22 protein-coding genes and 2 riboswitches are annotated in these 25521 nt (G+C 47.6%); of the genes, 15 read left to right on the top strand and 7 right to left on the bottom strand.

Annotation, left to right across the window (positions count from 1 at the left end; genetic code table 11):
* Position 1 precedes the first annotated feature (1 nt).
* The 10 genes from LCM20_RS18290 to LCM20_RS18335 all read left to right on the top strand — a co-directional run bounded on the left by LCM20_RS18290 (position 2) and on the right by LCM20_RS18335 (position 12605).
* On the top strand, positions 2-2131 hold the full coding sequence (locus LCM20_RS18290; protein WP_225196938.1) for an EAL domain-containing protein: 2130 nt from the start codon (positions 2-4) through the stop codon (positions 2129-2131).
* Between the two features lie 40 nt (positions 2132-2171).
* Positions 2172-2765 (top strand): NUDIX hydrolase, encoded by a 594-nt coding sequence (locus LCM20_RS18295; protein ID WP_225196939.1) that lies wholly within the window; start codon positions 2172-2174, stop codon positions 2763-2765.
* Between the two features lie 64 nt (positions 2766-2829).
* The gene (locus tag LCM20_RS18300; RefSeq protein ID WP_225196940.1) at positions 2830-3972 is read left to right on the top strand and encodes a trans-sulfuration enzyme family protein; all 1143 of its coding nucleotides are present in this window, start codon (positions 2830-2832) and stop codon (positions 3970-3972) included.
* A 70-nt stretch (positions 3973-4042) separates the two neighbouring features.
* Positions 4043-4153, top strand: a riboswitch (SAM riboswitch).
* Positions 4154-4259: 106 nt separating this feature from the next.
* Positions 4260-6047 carry a PLP-dependent aspartate aminotransferase family protein gene (locus LCM20_RS18305; protein ID WP_225196941.1) on the top strand — a complete coding sequence of 596 codons (1788 nt, stop codon included), beginning with the start codon at positions 4260-4262 and terminating at the stop codon, positions 6045-6047.
* A 17-nt stretch (positions 6048-6064) separates the two neighbouring features.
* Positions 6065-7048, top strand: coding sequence for an aliphatic sulfonate ABC transporter substrate-binding protein (locus LCM20_RS18310; RefSeq protein ID WP_225196942.1), 984 nt, complete (start codon positions 6065-6067; stop codon positions 7046-7048).
* Between the two features lie 17 nt (positions 7049-7065).
* Positions 7066-7908, top strand: coding sequence for an ABC transporter permease (locus LCM20_RS18315; RefSeq protein ID WP_225196943.1), 843 nt, complete (start codon positions 7066-7068; stop codon positions 7906-7908).
* A 15-nt stretch (positions 7909-7923) separates the two neighbouring features.
* Positions 7924-8637 carry an ABC transporter ATP-binding protein gene (locus LCM20_RS18320; protein WP_225196944.1) on the top strand — a complete coding sequence of 238 codons (714 nt, stop codon included), beginning with the start codon at positions 7924-7926 and terminating at the stop codon, positions 8635-8637.
* Between the two features lie 13 nt (positions 8638-8650).
* Complete coding sequence (gene acsA, locus LCM20_RS18325) at positions 8651-10327, top strand: acetate--CoA ligase (RefSeq protein ID WP_225196945.1); 1677 nt, start codon at positions 8651-8653, stop codon at positions 10325-10327.
* Between the two features lie 338 nt (positions 10328-10665).
* Positions 10666-11907: a dicarboxylate/amino acid:cation symporter gene (locus LCM20_RS18330; RefSeq protein WP_225196946.1), complete on the top strand. Its 1242-nt coding sequence runs from the start codon at positions 10666-10668 to the stop codon at positions 11905-11907.
* A 473-nt stretch (positions 11908-12380) separates the two neighbouring features.
* Positions 12381-12605, top strand: coding sequence for a hypothetical protein (locus tag LCM20_RS18335; protein ID WP_225196947.1), 225 nt, complete (start codon positions 12381-12383; stop codon positions 12603-12605).
* Between the two features lie 30 nt (positions 12606-12635).
* On the opposite strand, the gene LCM20_RS18340 is transcribed toward LCM20_RS18335, so the two are convergent.
* Positions 12636-12833 carry a hypothetical protein gene (locus tag LCM20_RS18340; RefSeq protein WP_225196948.1) on the bottom strand — a complete coding sequence of 66 codons (198 nt, stop codon included), beginning with the start codon at positions 12831-12833 and terminating at the stop codon, positions 12636-12638.
* A 132-nt stretch (positions 12834-12965) separates the two neighbouring features.
* On the opposite strand from LCM20_RS18340, the gene LCM20_RS18345 reads away from it, so the two are divergent.
* The 4 genes from LCM20_RS18345 to LCM20_RS18360 all read left to right on the top strand — a co-directional run bounded on the left by LCM20_RS18345 (position 12966) and on the right by LCM20_RS18360 (position 16882).
* Entirely contained in the window at positions 12966-13523 is a 558-nt protein-coding gene (locus LCM20_RS18345) for a methyltransferase family protein (protein WP_225196949.1), read from the top strand.
* Positions 13524-13540: 17 nt separating this feature from the next.
* Positions 13541-15046, top strand: coding sequence for a phytoene desaturase family protein (locus tag LCM20_RS18350; RefSeq protein WP_225196950.1), 1506 nt, complete (start codon positions 13541-13543; stop codon positions 15044-15046).
* A 112-nt stretch (positions 15047-15158) separates the two neighbouring features.
* Complete coding sequence (locus tag LCM20_RS18355; RefSeq protein WP_225196951.1) at positions 15159-16130, top strand: sodium:calcium antiporter; 972 nt, start codon at positions 15159-15161, stop codon at positions 16128-16130.
* Positions 16131-16231: 101 nt separating this feature from the next.
* The gene (locus LCM20_RS18360; protein ID WP_225196952.1) at positions 16232-16882 is read left to right on the top strand and encodes a uracil-DNA glycosylase; all 651 of its coding nucleotides are present in this window, start codon (positions 16232-16234) and stop codon (positions 16880-16882) included.
* 33 nt (positions 16883-16915) lie between these two features.
* Here the strand turns inward: LCM20_RS18360 and LCM20_RS18365 are convergent, their stop codons facing one another.
* Both LCM20_RS18365 and LCM20_RS18370 read right to left on the bottom strand, forming a co-directional pair.
* Entirely contained in the window at positions 16916-17536 is a 621-nt protein-coding gene (locus tag LCM20_RS18365; RefSeq protein WP_225196953.1) for a hypothetical protein, read from the bottom strand.
* Positions 17533-18099: a sigma-70 family RNA polymerase sigma factor gene (locus LCM20_RS18370; protein WP_225196954.1), complete on the bottom strand. Its 567-nt coding sequence runs from the start codon at positions 18097-18099 to the stop codon at positions 17533-17535. Before LCM20_RS18370 ends, LCM20_RS18365 begins: the two co-directional genes overlap by 4 nt.
* Positions 18100-18227: 128 nt before the next feature.
* Between LCM20_RS18370 and LCM20_RS18375 the strand changes: the two genes are divergently transcribed.
* Complete coding sequence (locus tag LCM20_RS18375; protein WP_225196955.1) at positions 18228-19907, top strand: YndJ family protein; 1680 nt, start codon at positions 18228-18230, stop codon at positions 19905-19907.
* A 26-nt stretch (positions 19908-19933) separates the two neighbouring features.
* Here the strand turns inward: LCM20_RS18375 and LCM20_RS18380 are convergent, their stop codons facing one another.
* The 4 genes from LCM20_RS18380 to LCM20_RS18395 form a co-directional block, all read right to left on the bottom strand.
* Positions 19934-21325 (bottom strand): ammonium transporter, encoded by a 1392-nt coding sequence (locus LCM20_RS18380; RefSeq protein WP_225196956.1) that lies wholly within the window; start codon positions 21323-21325, stop codon positions 19934-19936.
* A gap of 24 nt (positions 21326-21349) precedes the next feature.
* Positions 21350-21691, bottom strand: coding sequence for a P-II family nitrogen regulator (locus tag LCM20_RS18385; RefSeq protein WP_225196957.1), 342 nt, complete (start codon positions 21689-21691; stop codon positions 21350-21352).
* A gap of 205 nt (positions 21692-21896) precedes the next feature.
* The gene (locus LCM20_RS18390; protein WP_225196958.1) at positions 21897-22937 is read right to left on the bottom strand and encodes a ribonucleotide-diphosphate reductase subunit beta; all 1041 of its coding nucleotides are present in this window, start codon (positions 22935-22937) and stop codon (positions 21897-21899) included.
* Between the two features lie 12 nt (positions 22938-22949).
* Complete coding sequence (locus tag LCM20_RS18395) at positions 22950-25151, bottom strand: ribonucleoside-diphosphate reductase subunit alpha (RefSeq protein WP_225196959.1); 2202 nt, start codon at positions 25149-25151, stop codon at positions 22950-22952.
* 137 nt (positions 25152-25288) lie between these two features.
* Positions 25289-25464, bottom strand: a riboswitch (cobalamin riboswitch).
* Positions 25465-25521 lie beyond the last annotated feature (57 nt).

Raw genomic sequence — 25521 nt, forward strand, 5'->3', positions numbered from 1 at the left:
AATGGCTCTGACAATCGATCATCCTTGGAAAACGCTGAAGCAGCTTTCCATACCTATGTGGTTTTATAACAAGAGGGACCAGAAAATCTACTTGAATGATCCTTTAACTGAGAAGATGCCTGGCGACGCTCGTTCCATGAACGTAGTGGAAGCAAAGGAACTCATTCATGGGGAAGATTTCAATGTTTTGGGTGCCATGCTTCAAGAGAATTCACGGCCTTTCCATTTGAACTATCGATTGAAAAACGGCACTGGCTATCGCTGGATGAAAGACATGATCACCCCGTTTTATTCCGACAGCGGTGTGCTTCTCGGCTATAGTGGGCTCTCGGTTTCGATTTCTTCTTGTCGGGAGGAGCTCGATCAATTGAAGAAGTCGATTACTGAAATCGGAGACGCGTTTTCGTCGGCTAACGGTCAATCGTTTTTCAACTTCTTTGTAGAATACTTAGCTCAGCTTCTGGATGTCAACACCGTACTTGTAGGGGAGCTGACTGGTGATGACATGGATCAAGTTTCGTGTATCTCCATGTATCACGACGGCATCCTATCCTCAGGTTACAAGTACCCGCTCGACAAGACCTCTTGTCACGACGTGCTCGAGCACTACGAATGTTATTATCCGCGAAGTGTACAATCGGTTTACCCAGATGATGATTTTATTAAACAACATCATATTCAAAGTTACTTAGGAAAGGCTTTGTTGAATTCAGATGGTGACGTCATCGGAATTATCGTCATTATGGATCATGAGCCCTTAAGCAACGGTCCACTCAGTCGAGCGATCTTTCAAATCTTAGCAGATCGAATCGAGAATGAACTATCTAAGATGAAGGCAGAAACGGAGCTCAGAAGGCTGTCCCAATATGATTCACTTACGGGACTTGCCAAGCGTGACTATTTTTCCATACTAATGAAAGAAGAGCTCGAGATGGCTTCAAAAGAAGAAGCGAATCTGGGGCTGCTTATCGTGGATTTGGATAATTTCAAAATGATCAACGACACGTGGGGGCATGAAAAAGGGGATGAGCTGCTTCAGGAATTTGCGGTTCACTTGAAACGGATATTTGCCAGGAAGAAGTGCGTGTTATCGAGAATCAGCAGTGATGAATTTGTTGTGCTGCTCAAAAATGTATCTCAGGTGGATGAGGTCTGTGCGATGGCGGATCATGTCATTCAGTCGATGGCACGCCCCTTCATGATCGACCGAAAAGAATATTATACGACGGTCAGCATAGGTGTCAGCTTCTTCCCACATGATGGAAAAGATGAAGACGCGATGCTTCGGTATGCGAACGCGGCCATGCAGAAGGCAAAAAGGAACGGAAAGAACCGTTATGAGCTGTACGATTCCCATATGAGTCAGGAAATCCGTGAAGAGATGATGCTGAAGCAGGCGCTGCACCATGCTTTGGATAAGGAAGAGTTCGTTCTTCATTACCAACCTCAGATTTGTGGGAAAACCCTTCGCACGATTGGATATGAAGCGTTAGTACGCTGGGAACAGCCGGCATTCGGACTGTTGTCTCCTCATTATTTCATAAGGCTTGCCGAGGAGAGCGGCATGATTACCCAACTCGGGGAATGGGTGATGACGGAAGCCTGCAGGCAGACGAAAGAGTGGCAGGTCAACCATCAGAGGCCGGATTTGAAGGTATCTGTGAACTTGTCTGCTCGTCAGTTCGCTGACGAAGAACTGCCTGATAAAGTGTTCAATGCGCTGAATCAGTCGAACTTATCTCCGGAGAGCTTGATTGTCGAGATTACAGAAACGATGGTGCTCCAGGACTTTGATAGGAGTATCGACACGCTGAAGAAGTTGCGGGCAAAGGGAATTAAAGTCCATCTGGATGACTTCGGTGTGGGATTCTCTTCGCTCAGTTACTTAAGTCGACTACCTGTGGATGCGATAAAAATCGACCGTTCCTTCGTCAATCAAATTGATGCGGGAGAGAACGACGTAGCGATTGTCAGTGCGATTATCGCCATGGCTCAAAGTCTAGGGCTTCAGATCATCGCAGAAGGGGTCGAGCGGGAGGAACATATCCGTTACTTGAAGGAAAAAGGATGCCACGAATACCAGGGCTATTATTTCAGTCGTCCGAAACCGGCAGATTGCGTGAGCCTATAGCGTTTTGCATCTGTTATAGTGGTGAAAAAGGATGATGAAGATGAGGGAACAATTGACGATTTTTAATGATCAGCTTGAGCCGACCGGAACAAAAGAGAGAGAATGCGTACATAAAGATGGCGATTGGCACGAGACGTTTCATTGCTGGCTGTATGGATGCGAGGGTGAAAGCGCCTACTTATATTTTCAAAAGAGAGCGGACTTCAAAAAGGAATTCCCCTCTCTTTTTGATATTACAGCTGCCGGACATATTGAAGCAGAAGAAAAAGTAATGGAAGCAGGATTAAGGGAGGTAGAGGAAGAAATCGGGCTTCGCCTTTCCCCATCCCAGCTTGAATATATCGGAGCTTATAAGGAAGAACTGGAAACAAACGAAGGAATGGACCGTGAAATATGCCGCATCTATGTAGGTGAGGTGGAGGATTCTGTGAAGCTCGAAACGAGTGAAGAAGTGACGGATCTTGTCAAAGTGAAAGTCGAGGATCTTGAAAAGATTTTTGACGGTTCGATCACATACCAGTCCATTGTGACAGGGAATACAGGACAGATCGGGCATCAAGACATCGTACCTCACGAGAAGGGCTATTATGAGTTCGTCTTTCGACAGATTGCGGAAAAAGTCGAAAAACTTTGACAAAATGGAGGCTCGCTCTATATAATCATTCAACAAACAGACTAGCTGAGAAGGGGTAGAGAATATGAGTTCTTCATTTGAAACAAAAGTTGTGCATCAGAAATTTGACCAGAAACAAGTCCAGAACAGTAAGAATACACCGATTTATCAGTCGACAGCCTTTACATTTAAAGATTTGGATCACCTCGAGAGTTATTATGAGGGGGATGTGCCCTACCTTTATTCAAGAGAGCGGAATCCGAATACGGATGAGCTGAGCGATGCGATTGCGACGCTTGAAGAAGCGGAAGCAGGGGTTGCGACGTCGTCCGGAATGTCCGCCATTCTTGCGGGGATCTTAGCGACGGCATCACCAGGTGATCATATCGTAGCTGCGGATGATGTGTACGGCGGTACGCACAAGCTTCTGAACGCTGAACTGGATACGTTCGGGATTGAAGTCACGATGGTTTCGTTTGCTGATTTAGAACAAGTGAAGCAGGCGATCAAGGAAAATACGACGCTGCTTTATACCGAATCGGTATCCAATCCATTCCTTCGAGTAGAGGATTTAAGTGGACTTGTGGAACTAGCCTCTGAGCATGGTCTTTATACGATGGTGGATAATACATTCGCCACGCCTTATCTGCTCCAGCCGGCGAAGGAAGGGATTGACCTCGTAGTACATAGTGCGACGAAGTATATCGGTGGGCATAGTGATGTCACATCCGGTGTCCTTGTAGGGAAACAGGAATTGATTACGAAAGCGACTCAGAAGGTCGTGACGTTAGGTGCCAACTTAAGTCCGTTTGAGGCATGGTTGACTCAAAGAGGTTCTAAAACGCTCGGTCTTCGTATGAAGCAGCAGTCGCATAATGCAAAGGTGTTGGCAGAGGCGTTAGCTGCTAATGAGCACGTCCAACAAGTCTATTATCCCAAACATGTCTCGGAGCGTGGGAACGGTGCGATCGTTACGATTGAGCTGGCAGAAACGGTTCAGGTCGAATCCTTCTTCCAATCACTCGGCTGGATTAAAATCGCTCCAACCCTTGCAGGAGTAGAGACGACCGTATCCTACCCGGTTCGAACATCCCACCGTGCTCTTTCGGATGAAGAGAGACAGCAGATCGGCATTAACGATTACGTAATCCGTTTATCGATCGGAATTGAGGAAGCATCCGATATCGTGAGCCAGTTCGAGCAGGCGATTCAAGCCTCAATAAAATAATATTCTAAATATTGTTGACATTCAGATTTATTGATTATATAATTCTCAACATAGTTAATTTAATAAGGATCTCTTATCAAGAGCGGCAGAGGGAATAGGCCCTGCGAAGCCCGGCAACCTTCAAACATCGGTTTGAAAAGGTGCTAAATCCTACAGATTTTAAAAATCTGGAAGATAAGAGGAGAATCGGCTTATAACAGCCCCTCTTCTTATCTAAGAAGAGGGGTTTTTTGGTTTTCTAAGAAAAATGGCGCTTGCGCCTTGAAATTTAAAAGGAGGACGATGAAATGAGTAAACAAGTAGAAGGTTACGACGTAGATACGGTTGCACTGCACGGGGGACAATCTCCAGATCCGACGACAGGTTCGAGGGCGGTTCCGATTTATCAAACGACTTCGTATGTGTTCCATGATACAGAGCATGCTCAAAGCCTCTTTGCGCTGGATGAACCGGGTAACATTTATTCCAGAATCGGAAACCCGACCGTCGATGTCTTTGAAAAACGGATGGCTCTTCTCGAAGGCGGCGTGGCTTCAGTCGCAACCGCTTCCGGGATGTCAGCGATCGCTTTATCGATCTTGAACATTGCGGGTTCAGGTGACGAAATCGTGGCGGCAGCCAACCTTTACGGTGGAACGTATAATTTATTTGCTAATACTTTACCGCGTTATGGCATAGAAGTTAAGTTCGTCGATCCGGAAGATCCTGAGAATTTCAAAGCGGCCATCACAGATAAAACAAAAGCGGTGTATGCGGAAACCATCGGAAACCCGAGCCTTCACGTGCTGGACATTGAGAAAGTGTCGGAGATTGCTCACGACCAAGGGATTCCACTGATCATCGATAACACATTTGCAACGCCTTATACGTGTAAACCGATTGAGTACGGGGCAGACATCGTCGTCCATTCCGCTACAAAATGGATCGGCGGGCACGGAACGGCCATTGGTGGAGTCGTGGTAGATGGCGGCAGGTTCGACTGGGGTAACGGGAAGTTCCCTGTTTTTACAGAGCCGGATGAGAGCTACAACGGCATTGTCTACACAGCGGACTTCGGAACGCTTGCCTTTATTACGAAGTTACGGGTTCAGCTTCTAAGGGATTTCGGTTCCTGCTTGAGTCCACAGAATGCCTTTTTGCTGCTGCAGGGGCTTGAGACGCTGCACTTGCGGGTGGCGCGACATAATGACAATGCTCAGGAAATCGCTGAATACTTAAAGGGTCATCCGGATGTGGAGTGGGTGTCTTACCCTGGACTGAAAGAACATCCTGCGCACGATTTGGCTGACCAATATTTAGAAGGTGGCTTCGGATCGGTTGTGAACTTCGGGATCAAAGGTGGCCGGGAAGCGGGGCGTGCGATCATCAATAACATCGCGTTATGGTCACATGTTGCAAACGTCGGAGATGCGAAATCATTGATCATCCACCCGGCTTCTACTACACACCAGCAGCTTTCTGTTGAGGACTTGTCGGCGAGTGGTGTGACAGAAGAGTTGATTCGTTTGTCTGTCGGGCTTGAATCGGCGAAGGATTTAATCAATGATCTCGACCGTGCGATCGCAGCGGCAACAGGGAAAGAGTCGGAGCGCGGGGTGACAGAGAATGATGAAGGCATTATCAAGTGGGCGCTTCAGTCTCCTCAGTTGAAAGAGACGGTTGACGGAGAGAGCGTAACCCGCCCGAAACGGCTGGCCGTCGTCGGCTTAAGTGGTAAACCATCGCGTCCGAGTCATCGTCTGGCGAGGAAGATGCAGCGTCTGGGGTATCAAATCATCCCTGTTAATCCAAGGGAAACAGAGGTCCTTGGAGAGACCGCGTATCCGGACTTGAAATCGATTCCTTTTGAGATTGATGTCGTTCAAGTATTCAGAAGTCCGGAAGCAGCTATTGAGATTGCGAAAGAAGCGGCGGATGTTCGTCCGAAAGTCTTCTGGCTGCAAGAAGGGGTCATTGCTCCTAAGGCTGCAGAAATTGCAAGTGAAGCAGGACTCGAAATCGTTCATAATCGTTGCACATACAAAGAAGCCCAAAGGCTGCGCGGAACCATTGATACGTACGCGTGTGAGATTTAAGAGTGGAGGGATACAAAGTGAAAAAACAATGGTGGCTGCTGGCATCCGTATTGTTGATCGGGACTTTTCTTGCAGGCTGCTCAGGCAGTGCAGAAGGCGAAGAGCAACCCGATAAGGTAACGCTTGATTACGCGTACTATTCTCCGACGAGTCTTGTGCTGAAGGAGAAGGGCTGGGCTGAGGAAGCATTCGAGGAACAGGGGATCGAAGTTGAATTCGTCTTGAGTCAAGGGAGCAACAAGGCGCTTGAATTCTTAAATTCGAGCAGTGTGGACTTCGGTTCAACGGCTGGTGCGGCTGCGCTGATGGCGAAAGCGAATCAGGCACCGATCGAGTCTGTCTATCTCTACTCCAAGCCGGAGTGGACAGCACTCGTGACGAATGCTGATTCTGGTATTTCATCCGTCGAAGATTTAAAAGGGAAGAAAGTAGCCGCCACTTTAGGAACGGACCCTTATATCTTCTTAGTCCGTGCATTGAAAGATCACGGATTGTCTTCTAAAGATATCGAGCTCGTCAACTTGCAGCACGCAGACGGGGGTTCTGCCTTAACCTCAGGCAACGTGGATGCCTGGGCTGGACTTGATCCGCATATGGCTCGTCTTGAACTTGAATCTGATGCCAATCTATTTTATAGAAAGCCTGATTTCAATACGTACGGAACGTTAAATGTCCGTTCGGATTACGCAGAGAATCATCCTGAGATCGTGAAGACGGTCATTGAAGTGTATGAGAAAGCTAGAAAATGGACGATCGAGAACCCGGAAGAGGCGGCTCAAATTCTTGCAGATGAAGCAAACCTTGATTTAGAAGTAGCGAAACAAAGCCTGGAGCGTAATGACTTCTCGAACCCTATTCCTGATGAGTCGTTGAAGAAGACAATCAAAGGGGCAGGGAAAGTGTTGCAGGCTGAAGAGATTATCGATCCTGATGTGAACATTGATGAATTGACTGAGGAACTGGTACAGCCAGGCTTAGCAGAAGAAGTGATTAATCCATAAGAAGGGAGTCGTAATCGATGTCGAGTCAAACAGAAGCTGCCGTCTCTCCTTCCGTAAAACAATCAGATAAAGACAAACGTGTGCGTCTGCCTTTTGTCAGAAACAAAGCGTTACTTGGAAGTGTCATTCCCGTCCTTCTCATTGTGATCTGGGAGCTGGCTTCACGTCTTGGGTGGGTGGCTCCCCACCTTCTTCCGGCACCGACGACCGTGCTCGGTGAAGTGGTCAGCATGGCTCAATCCGGTGAGCTTTGGGGGCATGTCGGCATCACGCTTTATCGTGTTGCAGCAGGCTTTGCTTTCGGAGCAGCCGCTGCCGTTGTGTTAGGTGCGGCAACAGGATACAGCAAAATCGCTAATTACCTATTGGATCCCATGCTCCAGGCATTGCGGGCCATTCCTTCTCTGGCGTGGGTACCGTTGTTCATTTTGTGGATCGGGATCGGAGAAGCATCCAAGATTACGTTGGTTGCAGTCGGCGTATTCTTCCCTGTTTATTTGAATCTGACGTCCGGCATTCATGGTGTCGACCGGAAGCTGATTGAAGTCGGACGCATGTATCATTTTTCCACCCTGCAATTGATCAGACGAATCATACTCCCTGCGGCTCTGCCTTCTTTCTTAGTCGGAATCCGTAGTGGACTGAGCCTCGGGTGGATGTTTGTTGTGGCAGCGGAACTGCTTGGGGCGAGTCAGGGACTTGGTTATTTAATGGTCTTCGGGCAAAATACATCGGCTCCGGAGCTTGTCGTCGCAAGTATTCTTCTGTTCGCGATCTTCGGTAAGCTGACGGATGAACTGTTGAAGCGTCTTCAGCAACGTGCGCTTCGCTGGCAGGACAGTATGGAAAATGCTTCATAAGAAAGGGGTATCAACATGTTAACAGTCCATCGCGTATCCCGACTTTTCCAAGAGGGAAAAGCAGGTTTTCATCATATAGACATGCAGTTAACGAAAGGGGAAGTCGTAGGGGTGCTCGGGACGAGTGGCTGTGGGAAAAGTACGCTGCTTCGTGTTCTTTCGGGTCTTGACCCTCAATACGAGGGAACGGTAACAACCGATGCTGTTCACCAGGAAGAGGCTTTCGGAATGATGTTCCAGGAACCGAGGCTCATGCCGTGGCTGAACGTCATCGATAATATTACGTTCGGCACGAAAAAGCGTACAAAGCAGAAAGAGGCGGAAGCTTTACTGAAAACGGTTGGTCTGAATGGGTTCGAGCATCACTATCCGAAAGACTTATCCGGAGGGATGGCCCAGCGAGCAGCGATTGCGCGGTCTCTTCTCCATCAGCCGGAAATCTTATTGCTGGATGAGCCGTTCAGTGCATTGGATGCTTTTACGAAAATGCAGCTGCAGGATCTCTTGCTTTCGATTTGGGAGCGTCATGAGACGACGACTCTTCTCGTAACCCACGATATTGATGAAGCGCTCTACTTGTGCGACCGGATCGTCATTATGAGGGGGCAGCCTGGGCGGGTTGAATCGGAGATTACGATTGAGCAGCCGAAGCCGAGGAAACGAGGGGACGCATACTTAGCAGGACTGAAAGAACAAATTTTACAAGAGTTGGACTTTACGAAAGTGTAAGGAGGCGAACGAAATGACAGAGACGATTCTTCAAGCTCACCCATCTGCCTCGAATTTGGCGAAGGAATATACGGAAGGACAGTCCTTTGATTGGAAGAGTGTTGAGCAGGTGTTTACCTGGAGTGAGACGAGCCGTGTGAATATGGCGTATGAATGTGTGGATCGCCATGTTGAGGCAGGGAAAGGGAGTCACCAAGCGCTCCATTATATAGGAGACGAGGGAGCGATCACTTATACGTATCAAGAGCTGCAGGACGAAATCGGCCGCTGGTCGAATGTGTTGAGGCAGCACGGGGTGAAGAAAGGCGACTTTGTCTTTGTCTTTCTGCCGAAGCACCCGCTTGGATATGTGGCGATGCTTGCAGCGATTCGAATGGGTGCCGTGGTCGGGCCTCTATTTGAAGCTTTTATGGAGGAAGCGGTCCGGGACCGAATCAATGATTGCGAAGGTGAGTTCTTAATTACGAATCAATCGTTTATGGACCGGGTCGATACGGCTCATATTCCAAGTTTGAGGAAGATTTTTTTAACAGATGAAAAGGTGGAGTCAGGTGAGATTTCGATTGTGAGCGAGGCTCAGGAAGCAAGCCCGGAAGCTGATGTCACATGGGTGGAGCTGGATGACGGATTGAACATTCACTACACAAGTGGATCGACCGGAAAGCCGAAAGGGGTCATTCATGCGCATCGTGCGATGATTCAGCAGTATCAAACTGGCAGATGGGTGCTCGACTTGAAGGAAGACGATGTCTATTGGTGCACAGCGCATCCGGGATGGGTGACGGGAACAGTATATGGGGTCTTTGCACCTCTACTAAATGGTGTCACTATTGTAATCCATGGAGGTCGTTTTTCTGCAGAGGCGTGGTATGAAGTCATTGAACAAACGAAGGTGACGGTATGGTATTCCGCTCCAACCGCCTTTCGTATGCTGCAGGCGGCTGGTGAATCTGTCCAGTCGCCGTATGACCTTTCCTCGTTGCGCCATATCTTAAGCGTCGGTGAGCCTCTCAACCCTGAGGTGATTCACTGGGGGTATCGCACCATCGGACTCCGCATTCACGATACGTGGTGGATGACCGAAACAGGAGCTCAGCTGATTGCCAATGTTCCGACCCGTGTGGTGAAGCCCGGCTCTATGGGACGTCCGATTCCCGGGATTCAGGCGGCTGTTTTAGATGATGAAGGAAGTGAACTGCCACCCGGAGAAACGGGTCACCTGGCCATTCGGACATCATGGCCTTCCATTATGAAAGAGATTTGGAAGAATGAAGAGAAGTATTTATCCTATTTCCCGTACGGTGATGGATGGTATATAGCTGGGGACCTGGCATATATCGATGAAGACGGGTATGTCTTTTTCCAAGGGCGCAGCGATGACATGATCAATTCTTCTGGAGAACGGATCGGTCCATTTGAAGTCGAGAGTAAGCTGATTGAACATGAAGCGGTCAAAGAAGCCGGCGTCATCGGAAAGCCTGACGCGGTCCGAGGGGAAATCGTCAAAGCCTTCATCGCATTGAACGACGGCTACCCAGAGACGCCTGAGCTTCTAGAGGATATCCGTCTTTTTGTCAGAGGAAAACTGGCAGCTCACGCAGCGCCTCGTGAGATCGAAGTGATCGACGAGCTTCCGAAAACACAAATCAGTGGAAAAGTCTTAAGAAGAGAGTTGAAGAAGCGGGAATGACTTTCATCGTGCTCTCCTGACAAACCGAGCATCTTACCTATCGTGGTAAGGTGCTTTTTGTAATTGGTAGAAAGTCCTCTTTCATTTCTTGCAAAAAATATTCATTTTCTGTTGGACTTTAATGTGCTATAATTCTAAAATGGCGCGATAAACACTCTGTACAATTATTAGTATTTTCTCACAATTAAGCCCATCGAAATGTATTCCATGCCCTAGCTCCATCCAGGAGCAAACTCAGAATCTAACACAATTTCATAAGCTTTTTTTGACTTTTCGGGTAAAAATTTATCAAGAAAACGAAAAGAAAGCGTTATCCCATACATCAGGAGGTTATGACTATGAAACTAACAGGAAAAATACTCCTTGGTTTGTTGTTGGGTGCGGTTGTCGGAATTGCCCTCCATACTTTTGCACCACAATGGTTTACCACATTAGATACCTATATTTTCGGTCCTCTTGGAACCATCTTCTTAAACCTTATTAAGATGCTTGTCGTTCCAATCGTTTTCTTCTCTATTACATTAGGAACCGCTTCGCTTGGCGATCCTAAGAAACTAGGGCGCATCGGTGGGAAAACAATCGGGTTTTTCTTAGTGACGACTACAATCGCGATTACGATTGCGATTTCATTAGCGTTTATCATTCAGCCAGGTAACATTGACATCGATACGACAGGAGCGGAGTACGAAGCTCAGGAAGCTCCGACGGTCGTTGAGACGTTCACAAGCATTATCCCGACTAATCCGATTCAGGCGATGGTCGAAGGAAATATGCTTCAAATCATCTTCTTCTCTGTTTTTGTCGGCTTCGCCTTAGCGATGCTTGGCAAGAAGGCGGAGAATGTTACGAAAGTCATCGAACAAGGAAACGACATTATGATGTACTTAGTGAATCTCATTATGAAATTCGCTCCGTACGGTGCCTTCGGTCTCCTTGCATCAGCGGTAGGTGAGCTCGGCTTGGATGGTATGCGGGCGATGCTTATGTACATGGTCGTTGTCGTGCTTGGACTTGTCCTTCACGCGGTCATCACGTACGGATCAGCCGTGAAATTCCTTGGTAACATGAATCCGATAGAGTTCTTTAAAAAGTTCTTCCCTGCTATGACGGTCGGATTCAGTACGTCAAGCAGCAGCTCGACGCTGCCTATTTCGATGAAAACCGCGCAGGAGAAATTGAATGTACCGAAGCCGATCAGCAGCTTCGTTCAGCCTTTGGGCGCCACGATCAACATGGACGGAACCGCCATCATGCAAGGTGTTGCGACCGTCTTTATCGCGCAGGTGTACAATGTTGATTTAACGTTCTCGGCGATTATCATGGTGATCCTGACGGCGGTTCTCGCCAGTATCGGTACAGCAGGCGTGCCGGGTGTCGGCCTGATCATGCTTGCGATGGTATTGACTCAAGTGAACCTGCCTGTAGAAGGAATCGCGCTGATCATCGGAATCGACCGTATTCTCGATATGACACGTACAGCTCTGAACATCACAGGTGATGCGGCTTGTGCGGTTGTTGTATCTGAAACGGAGAAAAAACATGAGGATTCACAATTAACAGAAGAGCGCATGGAAGCTTAATCGAATGACCACTCCTTATCGGGGTGGTCATTTTTGTTTTTCTCTATTCCGCATAAAGGCGGGGATTTTTATCGGACAGTCGATGTGTGGATGGGGCGGTCCCGGTCCGATAACTTCTTTATTGGGACAGCCGGCACACCATTCGGTCGACTCCTAGTCTCATAAACCTTTTTATGGGACAACCGGTATATCAACCCATCGATTCACAGTCCTGTATCTCTCTTAATGGGACAACCTGAACACCAATTGGTAGACTCTTAGTCCCTTATCTCGTTTTATGGGACATCCGATAGATCGATGGATAGATTCCTAGTCCCATAACTCGCTTGCGTGAGATACACTTTGCGTCAAGCGGCCGTTTTCTTAAGGAGTGAATTAGCTTGCGTTGAAGGGGGTGTCTCATAGAGTCTATGTGTAAACGAAGGAGCTCCGGGGTATATTGACAGAAAAGGAAGGCGGAAGGGGTGGTTTATGTGTTTTACTCTGTAACTTTACAAAAAATCATTACATTAACCGGAATCGGTATCATTATAGGCGCCATTGTCGGTTTTTCAGCGGTGCTTGGATTTGAGCTGGATGGCTCGGTATTCGTTCTATCCATGTTCCTCGGCATCATTTCGGTCTATGCCACGGCAATGTACGCGGAGCTTTACCACATCAGGGAAGCGATCAATAAACAGAGAAGAGAGAATCGATAAGGGGACTGATGCCAGTCCTCTTTTTTATGTTTAAGGGATGTTCCAAAACAGTACGCAGGCATACAGAATAAGGATAGCTCCCATAATCCAGTAGCTTGTCTTCGTTAACTTACGAAAGATCACGAAAAACGTGATGATGACAACGGCCAGAACAAAGATCCAGTTGAAGATGGCCATAAGGGCACCTACCTTTTTTATGCGGATTTCTTCCATCTTACGTGTCGCCATCAAGGGAATCAAGTTTTTTCGTTCCGGTTGTTTAAACCGTTTTTGATATGGGAAAAGTAATAGATAGCAGCTGTGGCAGGAATTGGGAGGGGAAGTCATGCTGAATCGAATACCAGGTAAGGTTCCGGATTTATGAGTGTGCTGGAAATCATATTTCTCCTCGTAACCTTGCTTTGGCTTCTGGAATTTTTCTTATTTCGGAATCGTGAGTCGAAGGGTGAGGACCAGCTGGAGAAGCGTTCTTTTCCTCTTATTCTTGCTGCAATCATCATAGCCGTTTCGGTTTCACTGACGATGCGGGAGTGGGGGATCGGAGTCGTTCTATCTGAGAGTCTTTTGTGGGCTGGGTTGATTCTATATGCTTCGGGCGTTGCCTTGAGGTATTGGGGGATCCTCCATTTGAAAGACCAGTTCACGCGTGATGTGTCCGTGAAGCGTGGGGATAAGTTGGTGAGTACCGGTCCTTATCGGTTCTTGCGTCACCCCTTGTATACGGGGTTGGTTCTGATTGTCATCGGTTTTTGTTTAGGTGTGGGAAATGTATGGACAGCTTTATTCTGCGGCGCGCTCGTCACCATGGCTTTGCTACATAGAATACGCATAGAGGAAGCCATGCTGATTGAAGCTCACGGCGACCTGTACCGTAAGTGGTGTGCCTCCAGATATCGTTTGATTCCATTCATTTATTAACTTTGGAGGTGGATGCTTTGAGAAAGAAAAAAGCAATCGTAGTCGGAGCTGGATTAGGTGGTATGTCAGCAGCTATTCGTTTAAGTGGAGATGGCTACGACGTAAAAGTGATTGAAAAGAATAGTAATATCGGTGGAAAGCTTAATAGACGTGAAGGAAAAGGATACACGTTCGACACGGGTCCTTCTATCTTAACGATGCCTTGGGTACTGGAGCAGTTGTTTGAAAGTGTTCATCGTCGTTTAGAGGATTATATTACGGTTGAACGCGTCGAGCCTCAATGGCGCACATTCTTCGAAGACGGTACGCAGTTGGATGTCACGAGTGACCTTCCGCAGATGCTGGATGAAATGGCGAAGGTGACGGACCGTCCGAACCGTAAGCTGACGGACTTTATTTCGTACACACAAGATATGTATGAGCTTTGTATGAAGAGCTTTTATAAATACAGCATTTCAGATTTGAAAGATTTGAAGAGTCACCATAAATTGAGTGAATTGCTGCAGATGGATCCGATGAATACAGTAGCGAAGTCGACGAAGAAACAGTTTGATAACAAGTACTTAGAGCAGCTATTTAATTTCTTTGTCATGTATGTCGGCTCGAACCCCTATTCATCACCTGCCATCCTGAACCAGCTTGTCTATGTTCAGCTTGGTCTTGGCATTCATTATGTCAAAGGTGGCATGTACAAGATTGCAGAGGCGATGGGGCAGTTGATGGACGAGCTTCGGGTGGACGTTCAATTGAACGCGCCGGTTAAGCAACTGGTCGTCGAAGGAGAGCGTGTCGTCGGTGTGGAAACAGAAGACGGCACCGTGCACGAGGCGGATGTGATCGTATCCAATCTGGAAGCCATCCCAGCTTACCGTAGGCTGGCTCCTTCAAACTCTAAGGTGAAAAAAGAGATCAAGTCTCTTGAGAAGAAATTCGAACCGACTGTATCAGGGCTGGTGTTATTGCTTGGGACGGATAAGAAGTTCGACCACTTGAAACACCACAATTTCTTCTTCTCTGAGGATCCTGAGAAAGAGTTCAAGCAGATCTTCGACCAAGGGAAACCTGCTGATGATCCGACGATCTATATCGGCATTTCAGCGCGTTCTGACGATACACAGGCACCGGAAGGAAAAGACAACCTGTTTGTCCTTACGCATGTCCCCCCTATGACCAATGGTAAGCGTAAGCCTGTCGACTGGGATCAGTACCGAGAGCTTGTGCTGGATAAGCTGGAAAGAATGGGCGTTGATGGGCTTCGGGATTCGATTGAATTTGAATATCGTTTCACTCCTGAAGATTTAGAAACGTTGTACGGTCCGAATGGCGGATCGATTTATGGGATTGCGGCGGACCGTAAGACGAACGGAGGGTTTAAAATTCCTTCGAAGAGTCAGGTGTATGATGGACTGTACTTTGTTGGAGGGTCCACTCACCCTGGTGGCGGCGTTCCGATGGTTACACTATCCGGCCAACTGACAGCCGATTTAATTAAAGAACAGGAAAAAGAACCTGTAGAATCATAAAGAAGGACCAGCGAAAGCTGGTTCTTTTTCTCTGTTTGATTCGATAGGCTGTAGGGAATGGATGATAAATAGTGATTGTTGGGACGGAGGAATGTAGATGGTGAGTGACTGGATGGTATTTGTATTATTCTTTCTAGCGGGAGCGGCGACTTTTTTTGTTGCTTCTCGTTTATCGATATATGGGGATGCAGTTAAAGAGAAGACGAAAGCATCGTCCGCATTTATGGGGGCGATCATCGGAGTTGCGATTTCCCTTCCTGAGCTCACGTCGAGCATAACGGCTATTGTCATTGACAGTCCGGACTTAGCGGTCGGGAATTTAATCGGGAGTAACTTGTTCAATATTATGGGACTCGCTGTCTTTGATATTGTCTATCGCAGGTATCAAATCATGACTCATGCGACAGAAGAGAGTAAATTGTACGGCTGGTTGGTTATTTTCATGACCTTAGTCGTGGTGGCTGGGCTTATGTTTGCACTTCCGACAGCTGTGTTCCATATCAGTTATACTTCGATTGCGATTGTCATGCTTTACTTTATTGGATCTAAATATATCAATGATCGCACGGAGTACAAAGGGCGCAAAGTGAAAAAGGATTCGACGAAGTACGGTGAGTACACCTACAAACAGGTGATCGTACGATTCGTCGGGGCAGCAATTTCTATTATGATCATCGGCAGTGTCTTGACCATTACAGCAGAAGAGATTTCGGTTATTACAGGGATCGGCGCTTCCTTTATTGGATCGTTCCTTGTTGCGATCAGTACGTCACTCCCGGATGCGGTGAGTGTGGGGACAGCGTTGAAGCTGCGTAATTTCAACCTTGGTATCAGCTCGCTGCTCGGGAGTAATGCGTTTAACCTGATGATTCTTGCGATTACGGATGCCTTTTATTTCAGGGGGAACCTGCTGCAGGAATCCAGTGTTGCCAACGTCATTACAGGCGCGGTTTCCATTGTTTTTGTCTTCTTTGTTATCATCAGCATTACCCGCAGGTCGAATAGATCCAGTTATTTGCTGCCTTCCATTCTTATTTTAGTTTCCTATTTTGTGACGACGTATTTCGTATTTCAAATCAAGTGAAAGTCCGCAGTGTGTGAAGCACTGTGGATTTTTTTATCTGGTCTCAGCCAGGTTTCTTACTGGTTGGAAGGTGGAAGAGTAGGGGTAGAGGAGGGGAAACGATGAACATTCCTGATGGAATCAAAACAGAAGCGCTTCGGAGGATCGAGCCTTATGATGTAGAAGGATTCGTTTTAGGGGCTGGAGATGAGCGGAGTGACATTATGATTGTAGGAGAGGCGCCTGGGGAGAATGAGGCGGTGAAGGGGGAACCGTTCATCGGTCGGGCGGGCAAAGAGCTCGATAAGCAGTTGGACATCCTCGGATTAAACCGCAAAGACATCTATTTGACGAGCGTCGTGAGGAGTCGTCCTTACCGTTGGGTTGAGAATACAAATAAACCGGGGTACCGTAAAGCCAATCGAAAGCCGAATAAAAAAGAGATCATCGCACATGCCAAGCTGCTGGATTATCAAATTGATCAAGTGAAGCCATCCGTGATCATTGCGCTTGGAAGTGTGGCTTATCAGCGGTTGACGGGTCGTGAAGATAAGATGAGCTCTATTATAGGAAGCGTCATGGAAGTGCCTCTTTTGAAGTGGAGTGATGAAGAGGGGTGGATTACATCAGAGGAGGAGTACAAGGTTGTTGCTTTGTACCATCCGGCGGCTGTGTTTTATAATCCTAAAATCCGCTCGGAAATCGAGGACTCACTGAAAAACGTAAGGGAGTACTTACAGAATGAAAAAGCACCGGAGGATTCCGGTGCTTGAAGGCACGATTGATAAAGAGTGGTGTGCTTTAGATTATGGTGTTTTCATTTCGAAAACGAAATATCCCTGCTTGCTGATGGATGTGGAGCCGATTCCGGTGTTGCGTCTGCTTTGAATGGCAATCACTTTCTCCGGATTTTCTCCCTCGATGCTGTAAATTTTCGTCTCATGTGTATAAGAGTCATGGGACAACGGTTCGATTTCTGCGGTGCCGACTACATCTTTCAGTTGTGACTCTTGAACGGTCTGTCCGGTTTGCACAAACTCATGGTTGTTGTGAAGCACGTATGTTTCTCTGACCATGGTGGAACGCTTAACGGGTTGCGTGGAGGTACTCTGAATTCCTTCTCCACTCAAGAACTTCGCTTCAGAGAACACCGGAGTTTTCATGTCCGATGTCACATTTTTTTCCGGGGACAAGGAAGCCATATGTGTATCAGTTGATGGTGGTGCCTGCAGCAATTGGAAGCATAGGATAATAGCAACCGCGATGAGTGGAAGAGGGGCAGCCTTCTTAAACCACGATGGCGGGGTAGTTTCGCTTTTGGGTGCGTTGAGCACAGCCTTCTTCGTGCGGGCCTCATTAAAAGTAACTTGATCATATTTGATGTTATGGTCGAGCTTTTTCAATTTGCGGTCCAGTAAATCATTCATGTCCGAGAACCTCCTTCTGACGTCATTTGCTTCTGCAACAGCTGACGAGCGCGGCGGAGCCGTGTCTTCACGGTGTTTGTACTCGTTTGAATGACCTCAGCCAACTCTTTTGTATCGAATTCTTCAAAATAATAGAGAATGATGACTTCCCGATATTTAGACTCCAGCCTCATAATGTGATCGAGGAGTTCTTCATCCTCGCTCAAGCTTAGAATATATTCCTCGGGAGTGGACTGGGAAGATGGTAGGCTGCGGAATAGTTCAGCTCCTTTTTTTACAACACGCTTCATATAAGAACTCTTCAAGTAGTCCTTACATAGATTGATTGTAATTTTATACAGCCATGTTTTTACGCTGGATTGCTCTTTGAACGTAGAAAACTTTTGGTAGGCTTTAATGAACGTTTCTTGTGTAATATCTTCTGCTAAGGAGTGGTCTTTGACATACGAGTAGGCCAGCCACTTCAGGTCGTGTCCGTAATCGGTTATCCATTGTTCAACCCGTTGATTCATATCGTTCGATGACTCTTGATCAACAGGAGTGGATTGTTGTCTATGTATCAATTTATCCCACCTCATAACTTAGACGACACTCCTTTGCTTTAGGTTTTGGTAAAATAAGAAGAGATACTTCTATTAAAACATGAATAAAGTAGATTGGAAATTATTATAAAGGTTTTGGGGGTTAAACTATGGGAAATGCCGGTCGCTTGGTTTCGCTCATTGGTGCAGGGCTTTTTATAGCTTGGATTTTCACCTTTCACGTCACAGGCATTGAAGCGGCTCTTGGGTTTTCTTTTCTAGTCCTTGTGCCGCTTCTTGTGGAAGAAGTCATAAAGGAAAAAGGAAACAGAGCGGAGCGATGGTTATATAAAGCGCTTCAAGCCTCCTTGCCGTTTGCAGTTGCTGGTGCGATCTCCGTTACCTTGACTCCGGGTAAAGAGGCTGGCTGGTGGGCTATTGTCTGGTTCATCTACACGCTGCTCCTTGCTCTCGGTGGCTTGCTGAGGGTGCTAGGCAGAGGGCTGAGGCCGTTAGAAGAGACGGTCATCGATATAGGGCTTATATACATAGCGATAGGGGGAGGGTGGCTTGTCATTTCTCAGGCAGGCTGGTCTCCTTACCTGCCTTATTCTCAAACGATCGTCCAGCTGACAGCGATTCATTTTCATTACGCCGCCTTTGTTCTCCCTCTGGCGGTAGGTTTTTTCGGACGCTTTCGTGCCGAAGCGAACCGTGTTCGAAAAACATACATGAACCGCCCTTACGCAATTTTAGTGGCAGGGGTGCTGGCGGGACCTTTTCTTGTCGCAATCGGGCTTGACTTCGGACCTCCTGTAGAGGTGTTTACGGTAGGGTTTTACGTCTTGATCCTCGTATGGCTTTCCGTCTGGTGGTTCTGGATATCCGTCGAACTTCCTTCTTGGGCATCCTCTGCTGTCAGGTTGGCTTCCTTTCTGCTGGTGGGAACGATGGGGCTTTCGTTCACGTACAGTCTCGGTTTGATGTCAGAAGCTTTCTCTGTTTCCATCAGGCAGATGGTATCGTACCACGGACTCATTAACGCCTTTGCCTTTTCACTGCTGGTCACCTGGGCTTTTCGTAGAACGGCATCCCCTCAGCGACACTCTTACACTACTTTTCCAATAAGTAAGATTCGCTCGAAAGGGTACGTGGGGAGTGAGGCGGTCTACAAGCAGGGGTGGTCCGCTTCTTATCAAATGGAAAAGGGTCTGATTCCGACGTGGGCGACCTACAGAAGTGAAAGGTTTGACCCTTCCTCTATTCATCCTGAAGTCAGGCGGTTTTATTTAGAGACGGACCAGTATGATATGAAGGCTGATGTGAAATGGCAGAAGGGGTTCAGGAAACTATCGAGAGTCAGCCACCGTATCACAAGCCGAATGGGACAGATCAACCTTCCGACATCTACGTCGATGAACATGACAGGGGAGATTGTTCCGGTTTCGGATCAGCTGGATGGTCGTCCTCAGGTACGGGCTTGGGTGCGGAAGAATGAAGCGACAGAAGAGCCGGTCTTTACGGCGCTTTATTCGTATCACAAGCAGTCGGGTGAGACGTATATGAATATTGCGCTGCCTCTTCCGATAGGCACCATGACAGGTGTGTTGAAGCCGGAAAAGGATGGTGGAGATGGGCTGATTTTAACGAGTCACCTGCGACCGGATTCCCGCGGGGATGAAGGTGTTTATTTGACATTCGGCAACTGGACTGTCCGGACTCCGATTAGGGAGTGGTTCCATGTGCAGGTGCAGGGTGATCGTTTGGTGGCCGTTCATAACATGTCGCTATGGAGTATTCCGTTTCTGACGATATCATATCAGTTAATGAAAAAAGAGCCGGACTCGTAATGGTCCGGCTCTTTTTGTGTAAGACGTTATTGGGCAGTTTTGTGATCGGTTTTCTTGGGTTCGCTTGATAAGCTGTCTAATCGGTGGAGTAAATCCACTCCGAAATCAGCTGATGTACCAGGGTTTTCGTTGAAGATGCTGCGGCTTGACTCGTAAGCGGTAGAACCGTGCTCAGCAAAGTCGAGTCCGGAGATCTCTTCTTCACGAGAAACGCGAATGCCGCTTGTTACGCCTTTGATGACAAGGACAGCGCCTGCTGTTGTCAGCATCGTCCAGGCTACTACAGCTAGTACGCCGATGGCTTGAACGCCTAGAAGTGCTGCGCCATCACCATAGAACAGTCCGCCTTCGACAGAGAACAATCCGACAGCGAGTGTACCCCAGATTCCGCAGATTCCGTGTACGGCAATCGCTCCGACAGGGTCGTCAATACGTACGATGCGATCAAGGAACTGAACGCCTTCAACAAGAATGACTCCAGCTAGTAGACCAATGGCAATCGCACCAACCAGCGATACGTTCGCTGTACCGGCTGTGATTCCGACTAAACCAGCAAGTGCGCCGTTTAATGTAAGGGAAGCGTCGATACGCTTGAACTTCAGTTGAGAATAAAGTGCTGAACCGATGACACCACCAGAAGCGGATAGAAGGGTAGTGGCTACAACGGTTGGAATTAGGGTTGGATCAGCAGCTAGTGTACTACCGCCGTTGAAACCGAACCATCCGAACCAAAGGATGAATACACCTAATGCACCTAGTGGAATGTTGTGTCCGGGAATAACGTTGACCGTCTTACCATTGTACTTCCCGAGGCGTGGCCCGAGGAACATAACGGCAACGATCGCGCCAAGTGCACCTGTTAAGTGAACGACAGTAGAGCCTGCGAAGTCAACGAATCCTAGAGATGACAACCATCCGCCACCCCATACCCAGTGACCGACAACCGGGTAGATGAAGCCTGTCATAAGCACAGTCAGAAGAAGGTAAGATTTCAATTTCATACGCTCTGCGACAGCTCCGGAAATGATGGTCGCACACGTAGCGGCGAAGACGGCCTGGAAGACGAAGAATCCAATTTGATCGGCTTGACCGCTCAGGAAGAATCCATCTGTTCCGATGAATCCACCACCAGATGTTCCGAACATGATTCCAAATCCGACAATAAAGTAAAGGACAGCAGCGATAGACATCGTCATGAAGTTTTTCATCAAAATGTTGAGGGCGTTCTTGGAGCGGGTGAATCCTGATTCGACCATTGCGAATCCTGCGTGCATGAAGAATACTAAGAATGCGGCGATCATGATCCACACCATATCAACGGACTGTAGAACCGCTTCAGGTGTTACAGCTGTCTCGGCACTTGCGATGACAGGGAAGCTGAATAAAGCGATAAGAAATAAGAGCAATGTTTTTTTCATAGTAAATGATCCATCCTTTTCTTATTAGAGTAGGGCTTGCTTACCGGTTTCGCCGGTGCGGATTCGATATACCTCATCAATCGTTGAAACAAAGATCTTTCCGTCTCCCACTTCGCTTGTGGCGCACGTTTCCATGATGACATCGATAATGGAGGCAAGCTCGAAATTCTCAACGACCATTTCCACTTTCACTTTCGGATAGAGCTTCACTTCAAATCGGTTGCCTCGGAAAATCCCTTCCTGCCCCTTCTGTTGACCACAGCCGGCCACCTCAGAAACAGTCAGCCCTTTCACGCCGAGTTGATCGAGCTGATGACGCAGTGCCTGGAAGGCTTCCGGGCGGATGATGGCTTCTACTTTTTTCACTTTATTGTCCTCCTTTTCTCTTGTGTTAACTTTCTTAACATAAGAGGTAATGAATTAATCTAATCATAAGGGAAAATAGTCTGAAAAATCAATACATTTTGAAAATTAATGTCAGGAAAGGTTACACATATGCCGGTTCGTAACCGTTTCCATTGTTTGTATATCAACAAAAAATCCCCTCCAAAAAAATTTGAAGGGGACAGGCTTATAAATCGTCGAAACCGTTCGTTTCGGTCACTTTTGTGTACTGGCGGGATTTCTGTTCGAAGAAGTCCGATTTACCTTCATCGACTTCCTGATAGGCCCGGATCCATTTCAGCGGGTTCTTTTTATAGGAGGGGAAAGGTTTTTCAGCTCCGAGCTGTTTACTCCGCTTATTGGCCATGAATTTGATATAGTCCTCTAATTCAGATAGTTCGATACCTGTGAACTGATGGCCGATGATGTGGCGTGCCCATTTGATTTCAAGCTCAGCCGCTTTCGTGAAGGTATCGGTTACGAAAGCGTTCATCTCTTCCTGGTCGATTTCCGGATGTTCGTTCAAGGTCTCTTTGAAAATCCGGGCGAACAGATTGACGTGGATCTGTTCGTCACGGTTGATGTAATTGATCATCGTACTTGTCGACACCATCTTATGATTCCGTGCCAAGTTATAGAAGAAGGCAAAGCCGGCATAGAAAAACAGTCCTTCCAACACGACGTCATAGACGATGGATGTCAGAAAGCTTGGTACTGTAGGGTCGTCAATGAATTCCTGATAGCCATCCGTAATAAAGGCGTTTCGTTCAATGAGGATCTCATCGTGTTTCCAGTATTCGAAAATCGCTTCCTGCTCGTGCTGCGGAACGAGAGTGGAGAGGACATACGAATACGATTGATTATGGACGACTTCTTGAAAAGCCAAGACCTGCATTAAGGCCGACAAGCTGGAGTCCGTCAAATAGTCGGCTATTTTTCCTGAGTAGTCGGTTTGGATCGAATCTAAAAATGCGAGCAGGCCGATGATTTTCTTGAAGGTCTGCTGCTCTTCTTCGGATAAGTCCGGCCACTGCTTCAAGTCGTTGCTCATATTGATTTCATTCGGAATCCAAAAGTTGGAGAGCATATTTTTATACATCGGATAAGCCCATGAGAACGCGGTGTCATCCCAGTTCAAAACATTTGAGCTTTGGCCGTTCAGGATCCCTGTGGACTTATTGGGTGCATGGATGTCAACGAGTTTTCTTTTTTCTAACTTCTGTGTCATGACGATTCCTCCTTAAGATGAGCAGCTTTCGCATTCATCGTAGCTGCCTTGGCTGGATGTGGATCTAGTGTAATAGGTCGTCTTCAAGCCGAGCCTCCAAGCTTCCAAGTGAAGGTCCAGCAGTTCTTTGGCATGAATGGAATTTCGGACATAGAGGTTGAACGAAATCGACTGATCTACATACTTTTGACGGGCAGCATTCTGTCTGATGCTTGCTTTCTGATCGACATCATAGGCCGATGGATAATATCCGTACGTGTGGTGATCGAGCTCTGGTGCCGTGACCGGAATCTTGTAATCCTTCTTTTCTTCGGAATAAAACTTTTGGAAAATCGGATCGATACTTGCGGTGCTTCCGGCAATCAGAGATGTGCTGGAATTCGGAGCGACAGCAAGCAGGTACCCGTTTCGAAGCCCGTTTTGGTTCACCTTTTCTTGAAGGGAGCTCCAGTCCCACGCATCATGTTTGTGATAGCCGCGTTTTGAAAAGTAGGCCCCGCTCTCCCAGTCGGATCCTTCAAATAGAGGATAGCTTCCTTTTTCGTAGGCTAAGTCACTGCTTGCTTCGATTGTGTGGTAGGCAATCGTTTCGTACAGCGCATCGGCGTAATCGACCGCTTCCTCTGACTCCCAGTGGATTTGTTTTTTTGCTAACAAATGAGCCCACCCAAACGTCCCGAGACCTATGCCGCGATACTGCTGGTTCGTGAGTTGTGCCTGCAGGACAGGGATCGTGTTCAGGTCGATCACATTATCCAGCATCCGCACTTGGATTTGGATAATGCGCGCCAGCTCGCCTGAAGGAATGGCTCGTCCTAAGTTCAGGCTTGATAAGTTGCACACGACAAAGTCACCTGGTGCCTGGATGGTAATGATTTTTCCATCCTCTACAAATTGCTGCTGCTGAACGGTCGGGCTTTGGTTTTGAGTGATTTCTGTACACAGGTTGGAGCAGTAAATCATACCGGCGTGTCCGTTAGGGTTCTTCCGGTTCACCTCATCCCGGTAGAACATATAAGGGGTGCCTGTCTCGAGCTGACTCATCATCACACGCTTCATAATGTCGATGGCCGGAACCCGCTCCTTGCTCAAGGAAGGGTGATCGACACACTGCTCATAGCGCGTCCGGAACGTGCCGGCTCCGCGTTCTTCATCGTAAGCATCTTCAAGCGAGAAGCCCATCACTTCACGGACTTCATGTGGGTCGAATAAGTACCAGTCATCCCTATTTTCCACGGCTTCCATAAAAATGTCCGGAATGGAAACGCCTGTAAACAGATCGTGGGTGCGCTGGCGCTCATCCCCATTGTTCAAACGGCTGTCCAGGAATGAAAAGATGTCCTTGTGCCACACGTCGAGGTAGACGGCGATGGCACCCTGCCGCTGACCGAGCTGATCGACGCTGACTGCGGTATTGTTCAATTGCTTCATCCACGGAATGACGCCGGAGGAAACCCCTTTATACCCTCTGATATCACTACCGCGGCTTCTGATTTTCCCTAAGTAAACGCCAATGCCTCCGCCGTTTTTGCTTAAGTTGGCGATGTCCGTGTTGCTGTCGTATATGGATTGGAGGCTGTCATCAATCGTATCGATGAAACAGGAGCTGAGCTGCCCGTGCTGTTTTCCCGCATTGGACAGGGTAGGGGTAGCGACGGTCATATAAAGGTTGCTTAAAGCCCAGTAAGCTTCTTTGACAAGGTCTAGTTTGCGGTGCTCCTGTTCCTGCGCCATCAGCATCATAGCGATGATCATGAATCGTTCCTGAGGCAGTTCGAATATCTCCTTCGATTTTGAACGGGCAAGGTAGCGGTCACTTAATGTCCGTAAACCAATGTAGGTAAAAAGATGATCGCGTTCCTGGACGAGCTCTCGTTCGAGCTGTTTTATTTCCGCCGGGCTGTAGTACATAAGTATTTTTCTCGTATAGACGCCTTCCTCGATCAGCGTTGTGATCAATTCGTGAAAATCGCGATAAGGGGCTGTGGTGCCCCGGTTCTTTCTGGCTTCCTTGTACATCCACTTTAAATAGATGCGGCTGGCAGCAAAGGTCCAGTCCGGGGATGCTTCATCTACTTCGGCCAAGCAAGCGAGAATCATGTCCTGCGCGGCTTCTTCTATTCGGTGGTGCTTCCATTTGCCGAGTACTTGATTAATAGGTAAGGAGGGGAAGGAATCCTGCAGCCACTCCTGGTCTGTTGCGGTGTAATTCATCGTTTCACCTCTTTTATAAAATAAAAAAATCCGCTCAGAATTTGAGCGGATGAAACCATGAAAAGAACCACAGGAACCACGAAGAAGAAGCCTGCTTTCATTCCATCGCTTCATCTTCTCAATCCCCGAAGAAGTTGAAACTTGCAACGAAGGAAGACAGGTCTCCTGGCTCGCATACGATCTTACTCTGGTCCTTCCCGTGTGAACACAGTGGATGACCCATTTCGCGTATGCTTACAGTTGCGGGGGCAGCTCCGGTTTTTCACCGGATTCCCTATTAAGCCGTAGTGGCATCTCCGCTTCGTAGATACTATATATAGTGTTTTGTTTATGGTTTTTTACCTTATGTAGTAATCCAATCATAACGAAC

It is taken from the genome of Halobacillus litoralis (genome assembly GCF_020171725.1).
In the GTDB taxonomy this organism is placed as follows: Bacteria; Bacillota; Bacilli; order Bacillales; family Halobacillaceae; genus Halobacillus; species Halobacillus litoralis_F.